15 protein-coding genes are annotated in these 16,507 nt (G+C 59.1%); 11 read left to right on the top strand and 4 right to left on the bottom strand.

All coding sequences use genetic code 11. The features are described from left to right. Positions 1-41: 41 nt before the first annotated feature. On the top strand, positions 42-821 hold the full coding sequence (locus IAE48_RS20510) for an acetoin reductase (protein WP_042717102.1): 780 nt from the start codon (positions 42-44) through the stop codon (positions 819-821). A 51-nt stretch (positions 822-872) separates the two neighbouring features. Here the strand turns inward: IAE48_RS20510 and treR are convergent, their stop codons facing one another. Further along, a complete protein-coding gene (gene treR, locus IAE48_RS20505) occupies positions 873-1,820 on the bottom strand; it encodes a trehalose operon repressor TreR (protein WP_200135428.1) in 948 nt (315 codons plus the stop codon). Positions 1,821-2,064: 244 nt separating this feature from the next. On the opposite strand from treR, the gene treB reads away from it, so the two are divergent. Further along, positions 2,065-3,486 carry a PTS trehalose transporter subunit IIBC gene (treB, locus tag IAE48_RS20500; RefSeq protein WP_076769485.1) on the top strand — a complete coding sequence of 474 codons (1,422 nt, stop codon included), beginning with the start codon at positions 2,065-2,067 and terminating at the stop codon, positions 3,484-3,486. A 16-nt stretch (positions 3,487-3,502) separates the two neighbouring features. Continuing rightward, positions 3,503-5,167: an alpha,alpha-phosphotrehalase gene (gene treC, locus IAE48_RS20495; protein ID WP_200135427.1), complete on the top strand. Its 1,665-nt coding sequence runs from the start codon at positions 3,503-3,505 to the stop codon at positions 5,165-5,167. Between the two features lie 10 nt (positions 5,168-5,177). Here treC and IAE48_RS20490 read toward each other — a convergent pair whose 3' ends face one another. Further along, entirely contained in the window at positions 5,178-5,597 is a 420-nt protein-coding gene (locus tag IAE48_RS20490) for a GFA family protein (RefSeq protein WP_094419537.1), read from the bottom strand. Positions 5,598-5,709: 112 nt separating this feature from the next. On the opposite strand from IAE48_RS20490, the gene IAE48_RS20485 reads away from it, so the two are divergent. Further along, positions 5,710-6,303 (top strand): hypothetical protein, encoded by a 594-nt coding sequence (locus IAE48_RS20485; protein ID WP_200135426.1) that lies wholly within the window; start codon positions 5,710-5,712, stop codon positions 6,301-6,303. A gap of 3 nt (positions 6,304-6,306) precedes the next feature. Here the strand turns inward: IAE48_RS20485 and IAE48_RS20480 are convergent, their stop codons facing one another. After that, positions 6,307-7,728: a PLP-dependent aminotransferase family protein gene (locus IAE48_RS20480; RefSeq protein WP_200135425.1), complete on the bottom strand. Its 1,422-nt coding sequence runs from the start codon at positions 7,726-7,728 to the stop codon at positions 6,307-6,309. 84 nt (positions 7,729-7,812) lie between these two features. Between IAE48_RS20480 and IAE48_RS20475 the strand changes: the two genes are divergently transcribed. The 7 genes from IAE48_RS20475 to IAE48_RS20445 all read left to right on the top strand — a co-directional run bounded on the left by IAE48_RS20475 (position 7,813) and on the right by IAE48_RS20445 (position 15,052). Further along, complete coding sequence (locus IAE48_RS20475; RefSeq protein WP_200135424.1) at positions 7,813-8,424, top strand: YitT family protein; 612 nt, start codon at positions 7,813-7,815, stop codon at positions 8,422-8,424. An 87-nt stretch (positions 8,425-8,511) separates the two neighbouring features. Beyond that, the gene (locus tag IAE48_RS20470; RefSeq protein WP_200135423.1) at positions 8,512-9,057 is read left to right on the top strand and encodes a GNAT family N-acetyltransferase; all 546 of its coding nucleotides are present in this window, start codon (positions 8,512-8,514) and stop codon (positions 9,055-9,057) included. Positions 9,058-9,293: 236 nt separating this feature from the next. Further along, positions 9,294-9,545: a hypothetical protein gene (locus IAE48_RS20465; protein ID WP_023478273.1), complete on the top strand. Its 252-nt coding sequence runs from the start codon at positions 9,294-9,296 to the stop codon at positions 9,543-9,545. Next, positions 9,542-9,760 (top strand): hypothetical protein, encoded by a 219-nt coding sequence (locus IAE48_RS20460; RefSeq protein WP_023478265.1) that lies wholly within the window; start codon positions 9,542-9,544, stop codon positions 9,758-9,760. Before IAE48_RS20465 ends, IAE48_RS20460 begins: the two co-directional genes overlap by 4 nt. 214 nt (positions 9,761-9,974) lie before the next feature. Next, positions 9,975-11,054 carry a LacI family DNA-binding transcriptional regulator gene (locus IAE48_RS20455; RefSeq protein ID WP_200135422.1) on the top strand — a complete coding sequence of 360 codons (1,080 nt, stop codon included), beginning with the start codon at positions 9,975-9,977 and terminating at the stop codon, positions 11,052-11,054. A 104-nt stretch (positions 11,055-11,158) separates the two neighbouring features. Then, on the top strand, positions 11,159-14,230 hold the full coding sequence (locus tag IAE48_RS20450; RefSeq protein ID WP_200135421.1) for a beta-galactosidase: 3,072 nt from the start codon (positions 11,159-11,161) through the stop codon (positions 14,228-14,230). A gap of 105 nt (positions 14,231-14,335) precedes the next feature. Next, the gene (locus IAE48_RS20445) at positions 14,336-15,052 is read left to right on the top strand and encodes a GntR family transcriptional regulator (RefSeq protein ID WP_042712883.1); all 717 of its coding nucleotides are present in this window, start codon (positions 14,336-14,338) and stop codon (positions 15,050-15,052) included. Position 15,053: 1 nt separating this feature from the next. On the opposite strand, the gene IAE48_RS20440 is transcribed toward IAE48_RS20445, so the two are convergent. Further along, the gene (locus tag IAE48_RS20440; protein ID WP_200135420.1) at positions 15,054-16,253 is read right to left on the bottom strand and encodes an enolase C-terminal domain-like protein; all 1,200 of its coding nucleotides are present in this window, start codon (positions 16,251-16,253) and stop codon (positions 15,054-15,056) included. Positions 16,254-16,507: the final 254 nt, after the last annotated feature.

Below are 16,507 nucleotides of genomic sequence, written 5' to 3'. Positions count from 1 at the left end.
TGTTGCGGCGCAGTTGTAACTCAAACCATAAGAGAGAAAGCATGACAATTGATAATAAAGTGGCGCTGGTAACCGGCGCAGGCCAGGGAATTGGACGTGGGATTGCGCTTCGCCTTGCGAAAGAGGGGGCGTCGCTGATGCTGGTGGATATGAACGCCGCCAACCTTGAGGCGGTGGCGAAAGAGGTGCAGGCGCTGGGTCGTAAAGTGGCGACCTTTGTCGCCGATATTTCGCAGCGCGATCAGGTCTATGCGGCGATCGATCACGCAGAAGAGGCGCTGGGCGGCTTTGACATTATTGTCAATAACGCTGGTATCGCGCAGGTGCAGCCGCTGGCCGATGTCACCCCGGAAGAGGTGGATCGCATTATGCGCATCAACGTGCAGGGGACATTGTGGGGCATCCAGGCGGCGGCGAAGAAGTTTATCGACCGTCAGCAGAAGGGGAAGATCATCAACGCCTGTTCGATTGCCGGGCATGATGGTTTCGCGCTGCTGGGCGTCTACTCGGCGACTAAATTCGCCGTTCGCGCCTTAACCCAGACGGCGGCAAAAGAGTATGCCAGCCGCGGCATTACCGTTAACGCTTACTGCCCGGGCATTGTCGGCACCGGCATGTGGGAGGAGATTGACCGCCGCTTCTCCGATATCACCGGCGCGCCGCTGGGTGAAACCTACAAGAAATATGTTGAGGGCATTGCGCTGGGCCGTGCGGAGACGCCGGAAGATGTGGCCGGGCTGGTGGCCTACCTCGCCGGGCCGGATTCCGACTATGTCACCGGTCAGGCGATCCTGATTGATGGCGGGCTGGTCTACCGCTAAGGCCAGGCGAGTGACGCTTTCGTCTGACGAAGGCGTCATTTCCACTGCCCGTTACTGGAAGGTGCAGGGGATAACAATATGCTCTTGCGTACGCGTTCCGTGCAGCATCTCCAGCAGCAGCTGCGAGGCTTTCAGCCCCGCCTGCTGATAGCCCATTTTGACGCTCAGCACATCGGGCTGCAGGAAGGTCATCAGCGGCGTGCTGCCGATACTGCCGACTTTAATCTTCCACCCCTGCTGCTGAATGTATTTAATCGCGCCCATGGCGATGGTATCAGAGGCGCAAATCAGCGCGCCGCTCTCGGCGGTAAGCAGCCCTTTCGCCAGGTCGTAACCGCTCTGATAGCTCAGATCGCCGAGCGCCGCGTGCGGCGTCATGCCGAACGCTGCACACCGCTCAAGGTAGGTTTGATAGCGGATATTCCCGGTGGTCGGATCGTTAGTGGTGACCCCGATATAGGAGACGCTGCGATGGCCCGCGTCGCGCATCTTCTCCATCAGCACATTGACCGCGCCGACGTTATCGTAGACCACCGACGCCACCTCCGGCAGGGCGCTTGAGATGAGCACCAGCTTATCTTTCCACCCTTTTACCAGGCTCTTATCGACGCCGGAAAAACCGAACAGAATCACCCCTTCGACATTGCGCTGCGCCAGCACGTTAAGGTGCGCGGCAAGCAGGGTGGGATCGAGCAGGCTCTCCATTAAAATCGCATCGTACTCATGCTGATAGATCTGCGGAAGAATGGCGCGAATGGCCTGATTTTCCGAGGCGGAATCAAGACGTGTGACGATCACACCGATGATCTTTTCCCGCTGCGAGCGCAGCGCCTGGGCGACTTTCGATGGCGTGTAACCCTGCTCTTTGATAATCGCTTCAACGCGTTCACGGGTCGCTTTCTTCACTTTATCGCTGTTGTTGATCACCAGCGAGACCGTGGACTTTCCGACGCCGCACAGTTTGGCGATGTCGTTTAACGTTAGCTTTTTATCACTCATTCCCGCACGGGCCTCCTGAAGATCGGACCCGGCGATACTAGCATTAATGAATCCCCTAAGGCACCTCTCTGTGCCGCTGCGCTGCACCGTTTATTTTGTGATCGCCTGCTAAAATTGGAACGTTCCAACTAGGCGGAAGTATAGGTTGCCGCTATGGTCTCTATCGCTCGGTTCAGAGTAAGAGTTTTTACGAAAAGCTGTAATAACAACAGCTCACTCATCAAAACCTGCTGGAAGAGAAAAGATGGCGATAAAAAGTAACCCCCAGGATATTGATAAACTTATTGAATTGGTCGGCGGCAAAGAGAACGTCGCTACCGTCAGTCACTGTATTACCCGTTTACGTTTTGTGCTTAACGATCCGAAAAAAGCCAAACCCGCCGAGATTGAAAAACTGCCGATGGTGAAGGGCTGCTTTACCAACGCCGGGCAGTTTCAGGTGGTAATTGGTACCGATGTCGGCGACTGGTATCAACTGCTGTTGCAACATACGCAGGTGAGCGGCACCGACAAAGAGAGCGCCAAGCGCGTGGCGCGGCAGAATATGAAGTGGCATGAGAGTCTCATCTCCCACTTCGCGGAGATCTTCTTTCCGCTGCTGCCGGCACTTATCAGCGGCGGTCTGATCCTCGGTTTCCGCAACCTGATTGGCGATCTGCCGCTGTTCAACGACGCGCCGCTTACCGAAGCGTCGCCGGTGTGGAAAAGCATCTACGACTTCTTATGGCTGATTGGCGAGGCCATCTTCTTCTACATTCCGGTCGGTATCTGCTGGTCGGTGGTGAAGAAGATGGGCGGCACGCCGATCCTCGGCATCGTGCTGGGGATTACGCTGGTCTCTCCGCAGCTGATGAACGCTTATCTGCTCGGGCAGCAGACGCCGGAAGTGTGGAACTTTGGCTGGTTCTCCATCGATAAAGTGGGCTACCAGTCGCAGGTTATTCCGTCGATTCTGGCTGGCCTGACGCTGGCGTGGATTGAGCTGAAGCTAAAACGCATCGTACCGGATTACCTGACGCTGGTGGTGGTGCCGGTGCTCTCGCTGCTGATTGCGGTGTTCCTCGCGCATACCATCATCGGGCCGTTCGGCCGTGTGGTCGGTAACGGCATCGCCTGGGGCGTCAGCCATCTGATGACCGGGCCGTTTGCGCCGATTGGCTCCGCGCTGTTTGGCTTCCTCTATGCGCCGCTGGTGATCACCGGTGTGCACCAGACTACGCTGGCGGTCGACCTGCAACTGATCCAGAACCTTGGCGGCACGCCGGTCTGGCCGATTATCGCGCTCTCCAACATTGCGCAGGGTTCCGCAGTCGTCGGCATTATCCTCGTGAGCAAGAAGGTTAATGAACGGGAGATCTCAGTGCCCGCCGCCATCTCGGCCTATCTCGGCGTGACGGAACCGGCGATGTACGGCATCAACATGAAGTATCGCTTCCCGATGCTCTGCGGCATGGTCGGCGGTGCCTGCGCCGGGCTGATTTGCGGGCTAACCGGCGTGATGGCGAACGGCATTGGCGTCGGCGGCTTACCGGCCATCCTCTCGGTGAAAACCCAATACTGGTCGATTTATGGTCTGGCGATGCTGGTGGCGATTGTGATCCCGCTCGTGCTGACCACGGTTATCTATAAACGTAAGCAGGCAGCGGGCAAGCTGCTGGTGGTGTGAAAAAGGGATCGACGCAATGAGCAAACGTAATGTTCCGTGGTGGCAAAACGGCGTGATTTACCAGATCTACCCGCGCAGTTTTCAGGACAGTACCGGCAATGGCCTCGGCGATCTTCAGGGCATTGTGCGTCGCCTTGATTATCTCCAGTGGCTCGGCGTAAGCGCCATCTGGCTGACGCCGGTTTACCTCTCGCCGCAGGTGGATAACGGCTATGACGTGGCGGATTACTACGCCATCGATCCGCTGTTTGGCACCATGGCGGATTTTGAGGCGCTGGTTGACGCCGCCCATCAGCGCGGCATCAAAGTGGTGATGGATATGGTGTTTAACCATACCTCCACGGAGCATGCGTGGTTCAAAGCCGCTGCCAGCGACCGTAACAGCCCGTGGCGCAACTTCTATATCTGGCGCGACGGTAAAGAGGGACGGCTGCCCAATAACTGGCACTCCAAGTTTGGCGGCAGCGCCTGGTGCTGGCACGAGGAGACGCAGCAGTACTATCTGCACTCCTTCTCTGCCCAGCAGGCGGATCTCAACTGGGAGAACCCGGAAGTGCGCAACGCCCTGAAAGCGGTCTGCCACTTCTGGGCGGATAAGGGCGTGGACGGGCTGCGGCTGGATGTCATTAACCTGGTCTCCAAGCACCCCGATTTGCCGGATGATGATGAGGGTGACGGCCGCCGTTTCTACACCGACGGCCCGGCGATTCACGACTTTCTCGAAGAGATGAGCCGCGATGTCTTTCAGCCGCGCGGGTTGATGACGGTGGGCGAAATGTCATCCACCCGGCTTGAGCACTGTCAGCGCTATGCGCGGCTGGATGGCAAAGAGCTGTCGATGACCTTTAACTTTCACCACCTGAAAATCGACTATCCGCAGGGTGAGAAGTGGCGGCTTGCGCCGCCGGATCGGGTGGCTCTAAAGCGCATCTTCGCCGAATGGCAGCGCGGGATGCACAAGCTGGCGTGGAACGCGCTCTTCTGGTGTAACCACGATCAGCCGCGCATCGTTTCCCGGCTGGGGGATGATGGGGCGCTGCGCACCGTCTCGGCGAAAATGCTGGCGATGGTGCTGCACGGTATGCAGGGCACGCCCTATATCTTCCAGGGCGAAGAGATTGGCATGACCAATCCGCACTTCAGCCGCATCGATCAATACCGTGATGTCGAAAGCCTGAATATGTTCAAAATCCTGCGCCTGCATCAGGATGAAAAAGATGTGCTGGCGGTGCTGGCGCACAAATCCCGCGATAACGGCAGGACGCCGGTGCAGTGGGATGACAGCGAGAACGCCGGTTTTACCGACGGCGAAAGCTGGATTGATGTGGCGGATAACTACCGGCAGATCAACGTAGTCAGTGAGATGGCGGATAACGATTCAGTGCTGCACACCTATCGGCAACTGATCGCGCTGCGCAAAAGCCTGCCGGTGCTCACCTTTGGCGACTATCAGGATCTCGACCCCGATTCGCCCGCCTGCTGGTGCTACCAGCGGGACGATGAGGCGCAAACCCTGCGGGTGATTGCCAACCTCAGCGGCGAGCCGCTGGCGCTGAGCGAAGCGTGTCTGCCCGATGAAGCGGGCTGGCGTCTGCTCTACAGCAACTACGCGGATGGCGCGCAGCTGCCCGTCACCGGCACGCTCAGACCTTATGAGTGCGGCTGGTGGCTACGGGAGTAGGTTAGCCGTTTCACTTCCCGGCAGGGGTGTAGCGCAGATAACCGGCAACGCCGCTGTTATCGCCCCCGTCTGATGGATGATTTACCCCTTCGGAGACCGGGATTTCGGCGAAATCGAACGGCGATACGCCTTCAATGCAGGCCGCGTTAACGCCATATTGATCGGGGTTAGAGCGGCGCTGATGGAAGGTGTAGATGCCGCACACTGAGCAGAAAAAGTGGACGGCGACCCCGGTGTTAAAGCGGTACTCGGTCAGCTTCTCTCTGCCCTGAAGAATATCAATGCCTGACAGCGGCGCGGTGACTGCCACCGCGCCGCGCATCCGGCAGTAGGAGCAGTTGCAGCGCCGCGCGTTGTTAAAGCCGTCGAGCAGCGTCACGTTAAACACCACCGCACCGCAGTGGCACTGCGCCCGTTTTTTCTCACTCATCTCACTTCTCCAGCCTGGAACGATACTCTCAACCATAGCCTTTTTTGGTGATACCGGCAGCATCGCGCAAGCGTGTAGAATCGCTGCACTTATCGCCCTGAGGCTCAGCACTATGCGTAACTCTCTAATTTTACTAACACTCCTTGTTTCCACATCCGGTATGGCTGCCACGCTGCACTCCGGCATTTATGAAGAGCTGCAGCTTGCGGTCTCGCCGCAGGGCAAGATCAGCGGTTACTACAGCGAAACCCTCGGTGTCGGCGTGACGCGCACCTGCGCCTTTTCGCTGGTGGGGGAGGTGTCGGCAAAGGGCGATGCAACGATCACCTCCTGGTCCACTGCCGTGCTGCCGGGGCACCTTGCGGCAACAGCCGACGGCGTGACGCTTAGCGTGCCCGACGGACAGACTCATGATGGTTGCAGCAATGTGATGCCGCCGTTGATTAATGACGGGCTGGAACTGAGCAAAACTCGCGATACCGACTGGCAGTCGATGGCACAGGTGCACGCCGAGCGGCTCTACTTCTATCGCCAGCCTGAAGAGAAGACGCGGCGCAAAGCCTTTATCGTGCAGGATGATGTGGTCGGCGTGCTGAAAACCCAGGGGGAGTGGACGCAGGTTGAGTATCTCAGCGATGAGGGCAAAAGCACCACTGGTTGGGTGAAAAGCGAAGCGCTCGCCCCGCTGACGCCGCCCGCTTCCTGATGCTTACACTACGCTGCGCTTAAACGACGGTGCCGCCGGATTGAGCGCGTGCCACAGCGGTTTTATGCGCAGCAGCGCATCCTCAAGCACCGTTGACTCCAGCGCGAAGGGGATGCGCAGATTACGCTCGAACGCGCCGTCGAGGCCGAAACGCGTACCGGCACCGAGATGAATGCCCTCGGTTTCCGCGCGCGCGGCAAAAGCCGTCGCCAGCCGGTCGGGCAGCTCGACCCAGTAAGACAACCCGCCCTCCGGCGGCTGAAAATGCCACGCCGGGAAGAGATTCGCCATGAGTTCGCCGCAGCGGTCGCGGCGCGCTTGCAGCATCGCCCTGCGCGCTGGCAGAAAGTCGTTTTCATTCGCCATCAGCCACTGCGTTGCCAGCTGTTCCAGCAGCGGTGAGCCCAGCTCCAGCGAGTCGCGCGTCTGCGCCAGGTGGGCGATGGTGCGCGCAGAGGCGCGTACCCACCCCAGCCGTAAACCGCCCCAGAAAGTTTTTCCCGCCGAGCCGAGTGTAATAACCGTATCGCTTTTATCAAACGCGGCAAGCGGCGGCGGGGGCGCGTTTTCGTACCAGAGATCAACCATCGTCTCATCCACCACCAGCGTAGTACGCGTGCGGGCGGCAATAGCGGCGATCGCTTCCCGTGTTGCGCTGTCCATGCAGCGCCCGGTCGGATTGTGATAATCGGGCATCAGGTAGGCAAGGCGTGGCGCGGTCTGCGCTAGCGTGGCGGCAAAACCGTCGCTGTCCCAGCCGCGCTGCGGTAGCGAGACGCCAACCGGCCTGCACGACGCCCCCTGAATTGCGGCAATCGCCAGTGGGTAAGTGGGGTGATCGACCACCACGCGATCGCCAGGCCCGGTCAGCATACGCAACACCAGCGCCAGCCCGCTCAGTGCGCCATTAACTACCATCACTTCATCGACATGGGTCGGTAAACCGCGCGCGGTATAGCGTGCGGCAATCGCTTCGCGCAGCGCCAGCACGCCGAGCTGGCCATACCCGGTACGCGAAAGATAGGGAGCGATCGCCGTTAAGGCGTGGCTGTACGCCTGGTGAATCTCCGGCCCGGCGCTGAGCGCAGCGGTGGAGAGGTCGAGCGCCGCGCCGGCGGTGCTGCGCGTCGGTATGGCGCGGTTATCGGGCAGGATCACCCGCGAGCCGCTGCCGTGACGGCTCTCCAGATAGCCCTCTTCGCGCAGGTGCGCCAGCGCGCTGGCAATCGTCGTGCGGCTCACCGAGAGCGTGGTTGCCAGCTCCCGTTCGCCGGGCAGACGGGTATCCAGCGCCAGCCTGCCGTCGAGGATCAACAGGCGCAGCGCATCGGCAAGCTGACGCCAGAGCGGGGTGCGGGACGAGGATTGTTGCCAGTGGCCTAACAGGCGCAACAACGACTGGCTACCAAAGCGACGGGATGACATAAGCAGTCCACTATCTGAAAACTGGACATTAATCATAAGTCCATTTGCGGGGAAGATGGAAGCCTGTCCAAACGGAGAAGATCTATGCTGCGTCGATTACTGCAACTCTATTTCGGGTTGGCCCTTTACGGCCTCTCTACCGCCATGTTTGTGCGCGCCGATCTCGGTGCCGATCCGTGGAATGTCTTTCACCTGGGCGTGGCGAAACTGCTGGCGCTGGATATCGGCACGGTAATGATCGCTACCGGCGCACTGGTGCTGCTGCTGTGGATCCCGCTGCGCCAGCGCCCGGGGCTTGGCACCATCAGTAATGTGGTGGTGTTGGGCCTGGCAGCCGACGCCGCGCTCTCCGTCATCCCGACGCTGAGTGACATACTGCCGCGCAGCGGGCTGCTGGCGGGCGCCATTGTGGTTAATGCGATTGCCACGGCGATGTATATCGGTGCCGGGTTTGGCTCCGGCCCGCGCGACGGGTTGATGACCGGCGTGCATGCGCGCACTGGCTGGTCGGTGCGCAGCATCCGTACCGTGATTGAGCTGTCGGTGCTGCTAATTGGCTGGCTGCTGGGCGGCACCCTCGGCATCGGCACGGTGCTCTATGCGCTGACCATTGGTCCGCTGATCCAGCTCTGCCTGCCGTGGTTTCGCTTCGCACCGCGTCCCGTTCCCGTCGCAGAAGTAAAACCGGCCGCTTAGCCATTTTTGTCAGGTTTACAGGCAGATGAAGTTAAGGGATGCTGAGTTATCACAGGCCGACGCTTTCGGCCTGAAGGGAGAGAGCCTATGACCACACCCATTCTGGAGACCGAAAGATTACGCCTGCTACCGCTGGTATCTGCCGATGCTGAGCAGATCCAGCGCATTTTTCCGCGCTGGGAGATCGTGCGTTACCTGATTGCCAGCGTGCCGTGGCCCTACCCGGACGGTGCCGCCCAGCACTATGTTGATAACGTCGCGCTGGCGGCGAGCCGCGCCGGTGAAGGCTGGTTCTGGACGCTGCGTCGTAAAGAGGATGAGCATGAGTTAATGGGCGTTATCTGCCTGATGAACACGCCGGATAACAACCGCGGTTTCTGGCTGGCGCCGGAGTGGCAGGGGCAGGGCTATATGCGCGAAGCGTGCCACGCGGTGACCGATTACTGGTTCAATGGCCTGAAGCGCGAGGTGCTGCGCGCACCGAAAGCGGTGGCTAACGAGCGGTCGAGAAAGATCTCGCACAGCAGCGGTATGCGGCTGGTTCGCCGTCAACCGGGCCACTATGTGGCGGGCGAGTTAGAGACCGAGTTGTGGGAGATCACCCGCGATGACTGGAACCGCCTGTACGGCTGATGCCCGCGCCGACAGCCCGCCCGGGCTGTCATTTAATTATCTCTTCTAAGTACTTTCTCACCCATATATTAAAATTGTCATAATAATGAAATATTAATTTAATATTTATGTCATCTTTCTCGTGCAAATTATTTATGGGGTATTTCGGCTTGTTATATTTCTGAAATATATTTGTGGATCGGTTACCTAAGTTCGTGTATTAATTAGCGTGTTTATTCACACCAGAAGGGATAATCATGACCAGCGCTGTATTAAACGTAAGAATTGATGAAGCGTTAAAAGAGAAACTTCGCCATTATGCCGAAGTCAATAATGAGAATTTAGGCTCGGCAACGCAAAAGCTTCTCCTGCTGGCGTTTGAGGCAGTGGAAGAGGAGAGCGTATCAGAGGAAGAGGTCGACAGCCAGCACACGGAAGAAGAGAGCGCAACGCCACTTACAACCAAAGAAATCAAAGCACTACGCAAACTTCTGAAGAAGAGAAAATGAACCAACAACTGCTTTCCATCGCCCACAGTTACCGTGAAGCGTGCGAGCTGCTGCGCTCAGGGTTCGTCAAACAAGTTCGTCTGGACTGGAATATTGGCACAGATGAGTTCTTTCGCATTGCATCGGACTGGTGTGACGCTGGCGCCAAAATTAAAAAAGAAGGGAACAGCTTTATTATTTCACTGAAAGGATTCCCCATTCCCCGCCAGCAGTAACACACTTGTCATGAAACCATCATTTTAATTGCAAATAAAAGTGTGATGATGGTTCAAATAATAACAGCAACCATCTCAATAAAGCATTAAGGATGATGTTTACGGCGAGCCGTTTGTGGCTCGTCGTTATTTCTTTTGGCTTGCCGTAACCGCGCGCAGGCAACGGGCGATGAAGCGGGTATACTGCATAAAATTTGCAGTCGCCCGGAAGCTTATGAAAACCATCACTCTCTATGATGTCGCCCGCCATGCCGGCGTCTCTTACCAGACCGTCTCCCGCGTGATCAACGATGCGGCCCATGTCTCTGCGCGCACCCGTGAAAAGGTGCAGGCGGCGATGGCGGCGCTGCACTATGTGCCCAACCGCGGCGCGCAGCAGCTGGCGGGCAAACGCAGCAAAACCCTTGGCTTAGTGACCACCGATCTGGCGCTGCATGCACCGTCGCAAATTGCCTCGGCGGTAAAGAGCCGCGCCGGGCAGGCGGGAGCCAGCGTGATGATTTCGATGGTTGAACAGCACGATGAGCAGAGCTGCGCGGCGGCGCTGCAGGAGCTGCTGGCGCAGAGGGTGGAGGGCGTGCTGATTAACGTCCCGCTCGACGATGCGCTGGCACAACAGCTGGCGGCGCAGGCCGCACCGGTGCCGGTGCTGTTTCTCGATGTCAGCGACACGGCGTCGGTCAACAGCCTGGTGTTTGATGCCGCTCAGGGCGCGCGCCTCGGGGTTGAGCACTTGCGGGCATTGGGGCACCAGCGCATTGCGCTGCTCGGCGGGCCGGAGAGCTCGGTTTCGGCACGCGCCCGCTTTAGCGGCTGGCTGGCGGCGCTGGAGGAAGCAAAGCTGTCTCCCTTCGCCTGTGCGCACGGTGACTGGAGCGCGGCCTCCGGGTTTGAAAAAGCGCAGCGCTTACTTGCCGGGCCGCATCTGCCGCAGGCGGTGCTGGTGGCAAACGATCAGATGGCGCTTGGCGTACTGCGCGCCTGCGCGGCAAAAGGTATTGCCGTCCCGGAGCAGATCTCGGTGGTCGGTTATGACGATACCGACGACAGCGCCTGGTTTTCGCCACCGCTCACCACCGTGCGCCAGGCGTTCAAAGAGGCGGGCGCGCGTAGCGTTGACTGGCTGCTGGATAACCAGGCGCAGGGCGACGGCTTTTGCCAGATACGCCTGCCGGTCACTCTGGTCGGGCGCTACTCCAGCGCGCCGCTGTCGCAGCAAAAAGAGAGCGGTGAAGCGCTGGCCCGGCGTCTGCAACAGCTGGCAGAGCAGGTGGCTTTACTCAATCGCCGCTAAGCTTTTGTGATCCTCTTCGCTTTCAGCCGCTCTGCGCCTTTACCTGCGGCCCGGTTTGCGCCATTGTGCTAAAAAATTGTGAGCGCTTCGCAAAAGAGGTTGTTATGTCATCTACCCTTGCTTCATTACTCTCCCGTCGCGACTGGGAAAACCCGGTTGTCACCCAGTGGCATCGCCTGGCGGCGCATGCTCCAATGCGCAGCTGGCGCGATGAAACCGCCGCGCGCGATGAAGCGGAGTCACCCTCGCATCGCTCGTTGAACGGCCTGTGGCAATTTAGTTTTTTTGACTCACCGGAAGCGGTGCCTGAGCAGTGGCTGGAGCAGGATTGCGCCGACGCTGTGGCAATGCCGGTGCCCTCCAACTGGCAGATGCAGTGCTTCGATACGCCCATCTATACCAATGTGACCTATCCGATCCCCGTTAACCCGCCGTTCGTTCCCCAGCAGAACCCAACCGGTTGTTACTCGCTCACATTTGAGGTGGGCGCTGAGGCAATCGCCGGGGGGCAGACGCGGATTGTGTTTGACGGCGTGAACTCTGCTTTCCATCTCTGGTGCAACGGGCAGTGGGTCGGTTATTCGCAGGATAGCCGCCTGCCAGCGGAGTTCGATCTCAGCGCGGTGCTGCGCGCAGGCGAAAACCGCCTGGCGGTAATGGTGCTGCGCTGGTGCGACGGCAGCTATCTCGAAGATCAGGATATGTGGCGCATGAGCGGCATCTTTCGCGACGTCTCGCTGCAACATAAACCGGCGCTGCACATTGCTGACTACCACTACACCACCGTGCTCAACGCGGAGTTTACCCGCGCAAGCGTGCAGGTGGCGGTGGAGCTGGCAGGCGAGTTTGCCGGAGCGCGCGTGAAGGCGGTGCTGTGGCGCAATGGCGAAAAGATCGCCTCTGGCGAACAGACACCTGGCAGCGCGGTGGTCGATGAGCGCGGCAACTGGGCGGAGCGCCTGAGCCTGACGCTGCCGGTCGAGTCGCCGCTGCTGTGGAGCGCGGAGACGCCGAACCTCTATCGCCTGACGCTGACGCTTTGCGATGAAGAGGGTAACTGCGTGGAAGTTGAAGCCTGCGATGTCGGCTTCCGCCACGTTGAGATCCATCAGGGCTTATTGAAACTGAACGGCCAGCCGCTGCTGATCCGCGGCGTTAACCGCCACGAGCACCACCCGGAGCACGGCCAGGCGGTCGATGAAGCGACCATGTGGCGCGATATTGAGCTGATGAAGCAGCACAACTTCAACACCGTGCGCTGCTCCCACTATCCTAACCACCCGCTCTGGTATCGCCTTTGCGATCGCTACGGTCTCTATGTGGTGGATGAGGCCAACATTGAAACCCACGGCATGGTGCCGATGAGCCGCCTGGCGGATGACCCGCGCTGGCTGCCCGCGATGAGCGAGCGCGTGACGCGCATGGTGCAGCGCGACCGCAACCATCCGTCGATCATCATCTGGTCTTTGGGTAATGAGTCCGGGCATGGCGCGAATCACGATGCGCTTTACCGCTGGCTGAAGAGCACCGATCCAACGCGCCCGGTACAGTACGAAGGGGGCGGGGCGAACAGCGCGGCAACGGATATCATCTGCCCGATGTATGCCCGCGTCGACCAGGATCAACCTTTTCCTGAAGTGCCGAAGTGGTCGATCAAAAAGTGGATCGGCCTGCCGGAGGAGACCCGGCCGCTGATCCTCTGTGAATATGCCCATGCGATGGGCAACAGCTTTGGCGGTTTCGCCAAATACTGGCAGGCGTTTCGCGCCGCGCCGCGTTTGCAGGGCGGTTTTGTCTGGGACTGGGTTGACCAGGCACTGACAAAAATTGGCGAAGACGGGCAGCCCTTCTGGGCCTACGGCGGGGATTTTGGCGATACGCCGAATGACCGGCAGTTCTGTATGAACGGGTTGGTTTTCCCGGATCGCACCCCGCACCCGGCGCTGTTCGAAGCACAGCGCGCGCAGCAGTTTTTCCAGTTTTCTCTGCTCAGCGCTTCACCGCTGACCATGGAAGTGACCAGCGAATACCTGTTCCGCACCAGCGATAACGAAGTGCTGCGCTGGCGCGTCGAGCGCGACGGCGAGGTGCTGGCGCAGGGCGAAACCGCGCTGGTGATTGCGCCGCAGGGCAAGGTGCAGATCGCGCTGGATCTGCCGGAGCTGACCGCTGCGCCGGGCGAAGTGTGGCTTAACGTTGAGGTTTACCAGCGCGAGGCGACGGCGTGGTCTGCGGCCTGGCATCGTTGCGCCTGGGATCAGTGGCGCTTGCCTGCACCGCTCTATTTTGCGGCGCCTGATGAACAGGGCGAGCGACCGACGCTTGAGGTCAGTGATGAAATCTATACCGTTACCCAGGGCAATCAGCGCTGGGTCTTCTGCCGTCAAAGCGGCAATCTGGTGCAGTGGTGGCGCGACGGGCAGGAGACGCTGCTGACACCAGTAACCGATTGTTTTACCCGCGCACCGCTTGATAACGATATCGGCGTCAGTGAAGTGACGCGCATCGATCCCAATGCCTGGGTGGAGCGCTGGAAAGCGGCGGGGATGTACGATCTGCACGCCGAGCTGTTGAGCTTTGAGGTGCAGGAGAGCGCACAAGAGGTAACGCTGCGCACGATTCACCGCTGGATCGGTGCCGGGAAAAGCGCCTTTATCAGCGAGAAAACGTGGCGGATTGATAGAACTGGCGGGTTACAGGCCGATATTGAGGTGATGGTGGCAAATGATATTCCGCCACCGGCGCGCATCGGGCTGGTGTGTCAGTTGGCTGAGCGCCCGGCAGAGGTGAGCTGGCTCGGTCTTGGCCCTCATGAAAACTACCCGGACCGTAAACTCGCGGCCTGCCAGGGGCGCTGGACGCAGCCGCTGGCGGCGCTGCATACGCCCTATATCTTCCCCGGCGAGAATGGCCTGCGCTGCGATACCCGGCTGTTGCAGTGTGGCGGGCATCAGCTGGAGGGGCAGTTCCACTTCTCCCTTGGCTGCTACAGCGACACTCAACTGCGGGAGACGACGCACCACCATCTGCTGCGCGAAGAGGCGGGCTGCTGGCTGCATCTCGACGCCTTCCATATGGGCGTCGGCGGGGATGACTCCTGGAGCCCGAGCGTCTCGCCGGAGTTTATTTTGCAGCAGGAGCGGGTGCGTTACCGCTTGCGCTGGCAGCAGGCGTAGACGCCGGTTCCGCACCGGGCATGTTGTTCCCGCACGACATCGGGTATCTTTACCGGTCTGTGGCTATAACATGCGCCGGTGGCGGTTCGCGTTGAGAAGGGGTGGATGAAGAAAAAAGAGTTCGTCACGCAGGATCTGCTCAGCAAAATTTACCAGAACAGTGCGCCAGGCCCGCGCAAACTCCCCCCGGAGCGGCAGCTGGCGCAGGAGTATGGCGTGTCGCGCTTCACCATCCGCCAGGCGCTGGAGAAGCTTGCCAGCATTGGCGTGGTGCGCATTGTGCAGGGCTCCGGCATCTGGATTAATGAACAGGCGCGCAACAACCCGCTGGTCTACAACTCAATCACCGAGAAGCGCTTCGATCAGATCCGCTTTCGCATGGTAAGCCTGCATAAGAAGCGGCCGAACCGCGATGAGCAGCAGATCTTTGGCCTGAGCGATGAGAGCTTTATCTGGCAGTTTTGCCGCCTGCGCTTTGTTGATGAGCAGGCGGTGCAGATTGAGATTTCACGTATGCCGGTGGAGGGTTTTGCCGATCTCAATCAGCAGGTGATTGAGCGCTCACTTCAGCAGTATGTATTAAGCAAGGGGTATCAAATTTCCCACCTGCTCACCACCTACCGGGCGGTGAACGTCAGCCGCGAACAGGCCGCGCTGCTCGGCTGTAAAAAGGGCAGTCCGGCGATGCATATCAGCAACCGCGGCATTCTTGAGGGCGGCCAGGTCTACGAGATCAGCGACATTATCGATATCAACTACAGCTGTACCTATGTCATCCCCCATAACCGCGAAAACCTGACCTTCCGCCAGGGCGGCGGCTGAATTACGGCGTGTGCATGGTGCCGTCGGTGAGGCGGCTCTGCGTCCACTCATGGGGGCGGTAGGTGACGGGCCAGGCGCGCGCCTCCTCTTCATTAAACCCAACGCCGATGCCCGCTTTCTCCGGCGCATAGACAAAGCCTGCTTTCACCTGCGGCGCGCCGGGGAAGACCGCATCCGTGGTGGCGGAGCGCGGGATATACTCCTGAATCGCGGCGTTATGCAGATGGATGTTGAGATGGGTATTGACCGCCACGGCGATGGGCGTCATATCGCCCGGGCCGTGCCAGGCCAGGCGTACGCCGAAGGCCTGACAGAGCACCGCCAGCTTCAGCGCCGGGGTGATGCCGCCAAGCTGCGAAATATGGCAGCGGATAAAGTCGATACGGCGGTTCACAATCAGATCGTGCCACTCCGCCGGGTTGTTAAACAGCTCGCCCATCGCCAGCGGCGCGCTGCTGTGCTGGCGCACCTGATCGAGCCAGCCGCTCTGCGCGGGCGGCAGAATATCTTCAATAAAGTAGGGCTGCCAGGGTTCCAGCTGCTTCGCCAGTTGCACCGCCTGCTGCGGGAAGAGGCGCTCATGCACGTCATGCAGAATATGCAGGCTGTCGCCATACTTCTCGCGCAGCGCTTTAAACATGGCGACGGTGTTGCGCATATACTCCTGCTGGTCGAAATAGGCGCCCGGCGTCGGGTTGTCCGGCGTTTGCAGCTGCGAAGGCGTACCGCCATAAAAACCGAGCTGGCAGCGCACATGGCGATACCCCTGCGCAACAAGCTTATCAACCGAGGTAAAGAGTTCGTCGAGGGTTTCACCGCTGGCGTGGCTGTAGGCGGCGATGGCATCGCGGGACTTCCCGCCCAACAGCTGATAGAGCGGCATTCCGGCGAGCTGGCCTTTGATATCCCACAGTGCCATATCAACACCGGAGATGGCGTTATTAAGGATCGGGCCGTTACGCCAGTAGGCGTTGACGCTCATCATCTGCCACAGATCTTCAATATTATTGGCATCGCGACCAATCAGCAGCGGCTTCAGGTACTCATCCACCACCGTTTTGACCGCCAGCGGGCGCTGCTGAAAGGTCGCACAGCCGTGGCCGATGACACCTTTATCGGTTGTTACCCGCACGACGACCAGGTTATGCCTGTCGGGGCGGGTAATAAAACAGTCGATATTCTGGATAAGCGTTGGCGTCACGGGAACTCCTTTACAGCGAAATATAAGCGGGGAATGGCCACTATCTTCACCCTAATTTCGCCGCGAGGTAAACGCTTTTTTCGAATAAATATTTTGGTCAGCTTTCACCTGTTAATGTAATTAAAAACCAGACCAATTTGCGCTTTATTGCGTTAATAAATGCTTGATAGCAGCAAAGTGTGACGGATTTCATATTTTATTGGTTTGTTTTACTTCCGGCATTTCTCTACCCTTGGTAGCAACGACTAAAACAA

The sequence above is a fragment of the Kosakonia sp. S57 genome (genome assembly GCF_016516575.1).
Classification (GTDB): Bacteria; Pseudomonadota; Gammaproteobacteria; order Enterobacterales; family Enterobacteriaceae; genus Kosakonia; species Kosakonia cowanii.
This window is presented reverse-complemented; position numbering and strand designations above follow the sequence as displayed.

Bases quoted from the DNA above. Each gene is read 5' to 3' on its own strand.
- IAE48_RS20510 (WP_042717102.1), top strand. From the start codon at position 42: ATGACAATTGATAATAAAGTGGCGCTGGTAACCGGCGCAGGCCAGGGA.
- treR (WP_200135428.1), bottom strand. From the start codon at position 1,820: ATGAGTGATAAAAAGCTAACGTTAAACGACATCGCCAAACTGTGCGGC.
- treB (WP_076769485.1), top strand. From the start codon at position 2,065: ATGGCGATAAAAAGTAACCCCCAGGATATTGATAAACTTATTGAATTG.
- treC (WP_200135427.1), top strand. From the start codon at position 3,503: ATGAGCAAACGTAATGTTCCGTGGTGGCAAAACGGCGTGATTTACCAG.
- IAE48_RS20490 (WP_094419537.1), bottom strand. From the start codon at position 5,597: ATGAGTGAGAAAAAACGGGCGCAGTGCCACTGCGGTGCGGTGGTGTTT.
- IAE48_RS20485 (WP_200135426.1), top strand. From the start codon at position 5,710: ATGCGTAACTCTCTAATTTTACTAACACTCCTTGTTTCCACATCCGGT.
- IAE48_RS20480 (WP_200135425.1), bottom strand. From the start codon at position 7,728: ATGTCATCCCGTCGCTTTGGTAGCCAGTCGTTGTTGCGCCTGTTAGGC.
- IAE48_RS20475 (WP_200135424.1), top strand. From the start codon at position 7,813: ATGCTGCGTCGATTACTGCAACTCTATTTCGGGTTGGCCCTTTACGGC.
- IAE48_RS20470 (WP_200135423.1), top strand. From the start codon at position 8,512: ATGACCACACCCATTCTGGAGACCGAAAGATTACGCCTGCTACCGCTG.
- IAE48_RS20465 (WP_023478273.1), top strand. From the start codon at position 9,294: ATGACCAGCGCTGTATTAAACGTAAGAATTGATGAAGCGTTAAAAGAG.
- IAE48_RS20460 (WP_023478265.1), top strand. From the start codon at position 9,542: ATGAACCAACAACTGCTTTCCATCGCCCACAGTTACCGTGAAGCGTGC.
- IAE48_RS20455 (WP_200135422.1), top strand. From the start codon at position 9,975: ATGAAAACCATCACTCTCTATGATGTCGCCCGCCATGCCGGCGTCTCT.
- IAE48_RS20450 (WP_200135421.1), top strand. From the start codon at position 11,159: ATGTCATCTACCCTTGCTTCATTACTCTCCCGTCGCGACTGGGAAAAC.
- IAE48_RS20445 (WP_042712883.1), top strand. From the start codon at position 14,336: ATGAAGAAAAAAGAGTTCGTCACGCAGGATCTGCTCAGCAAAATTTAC.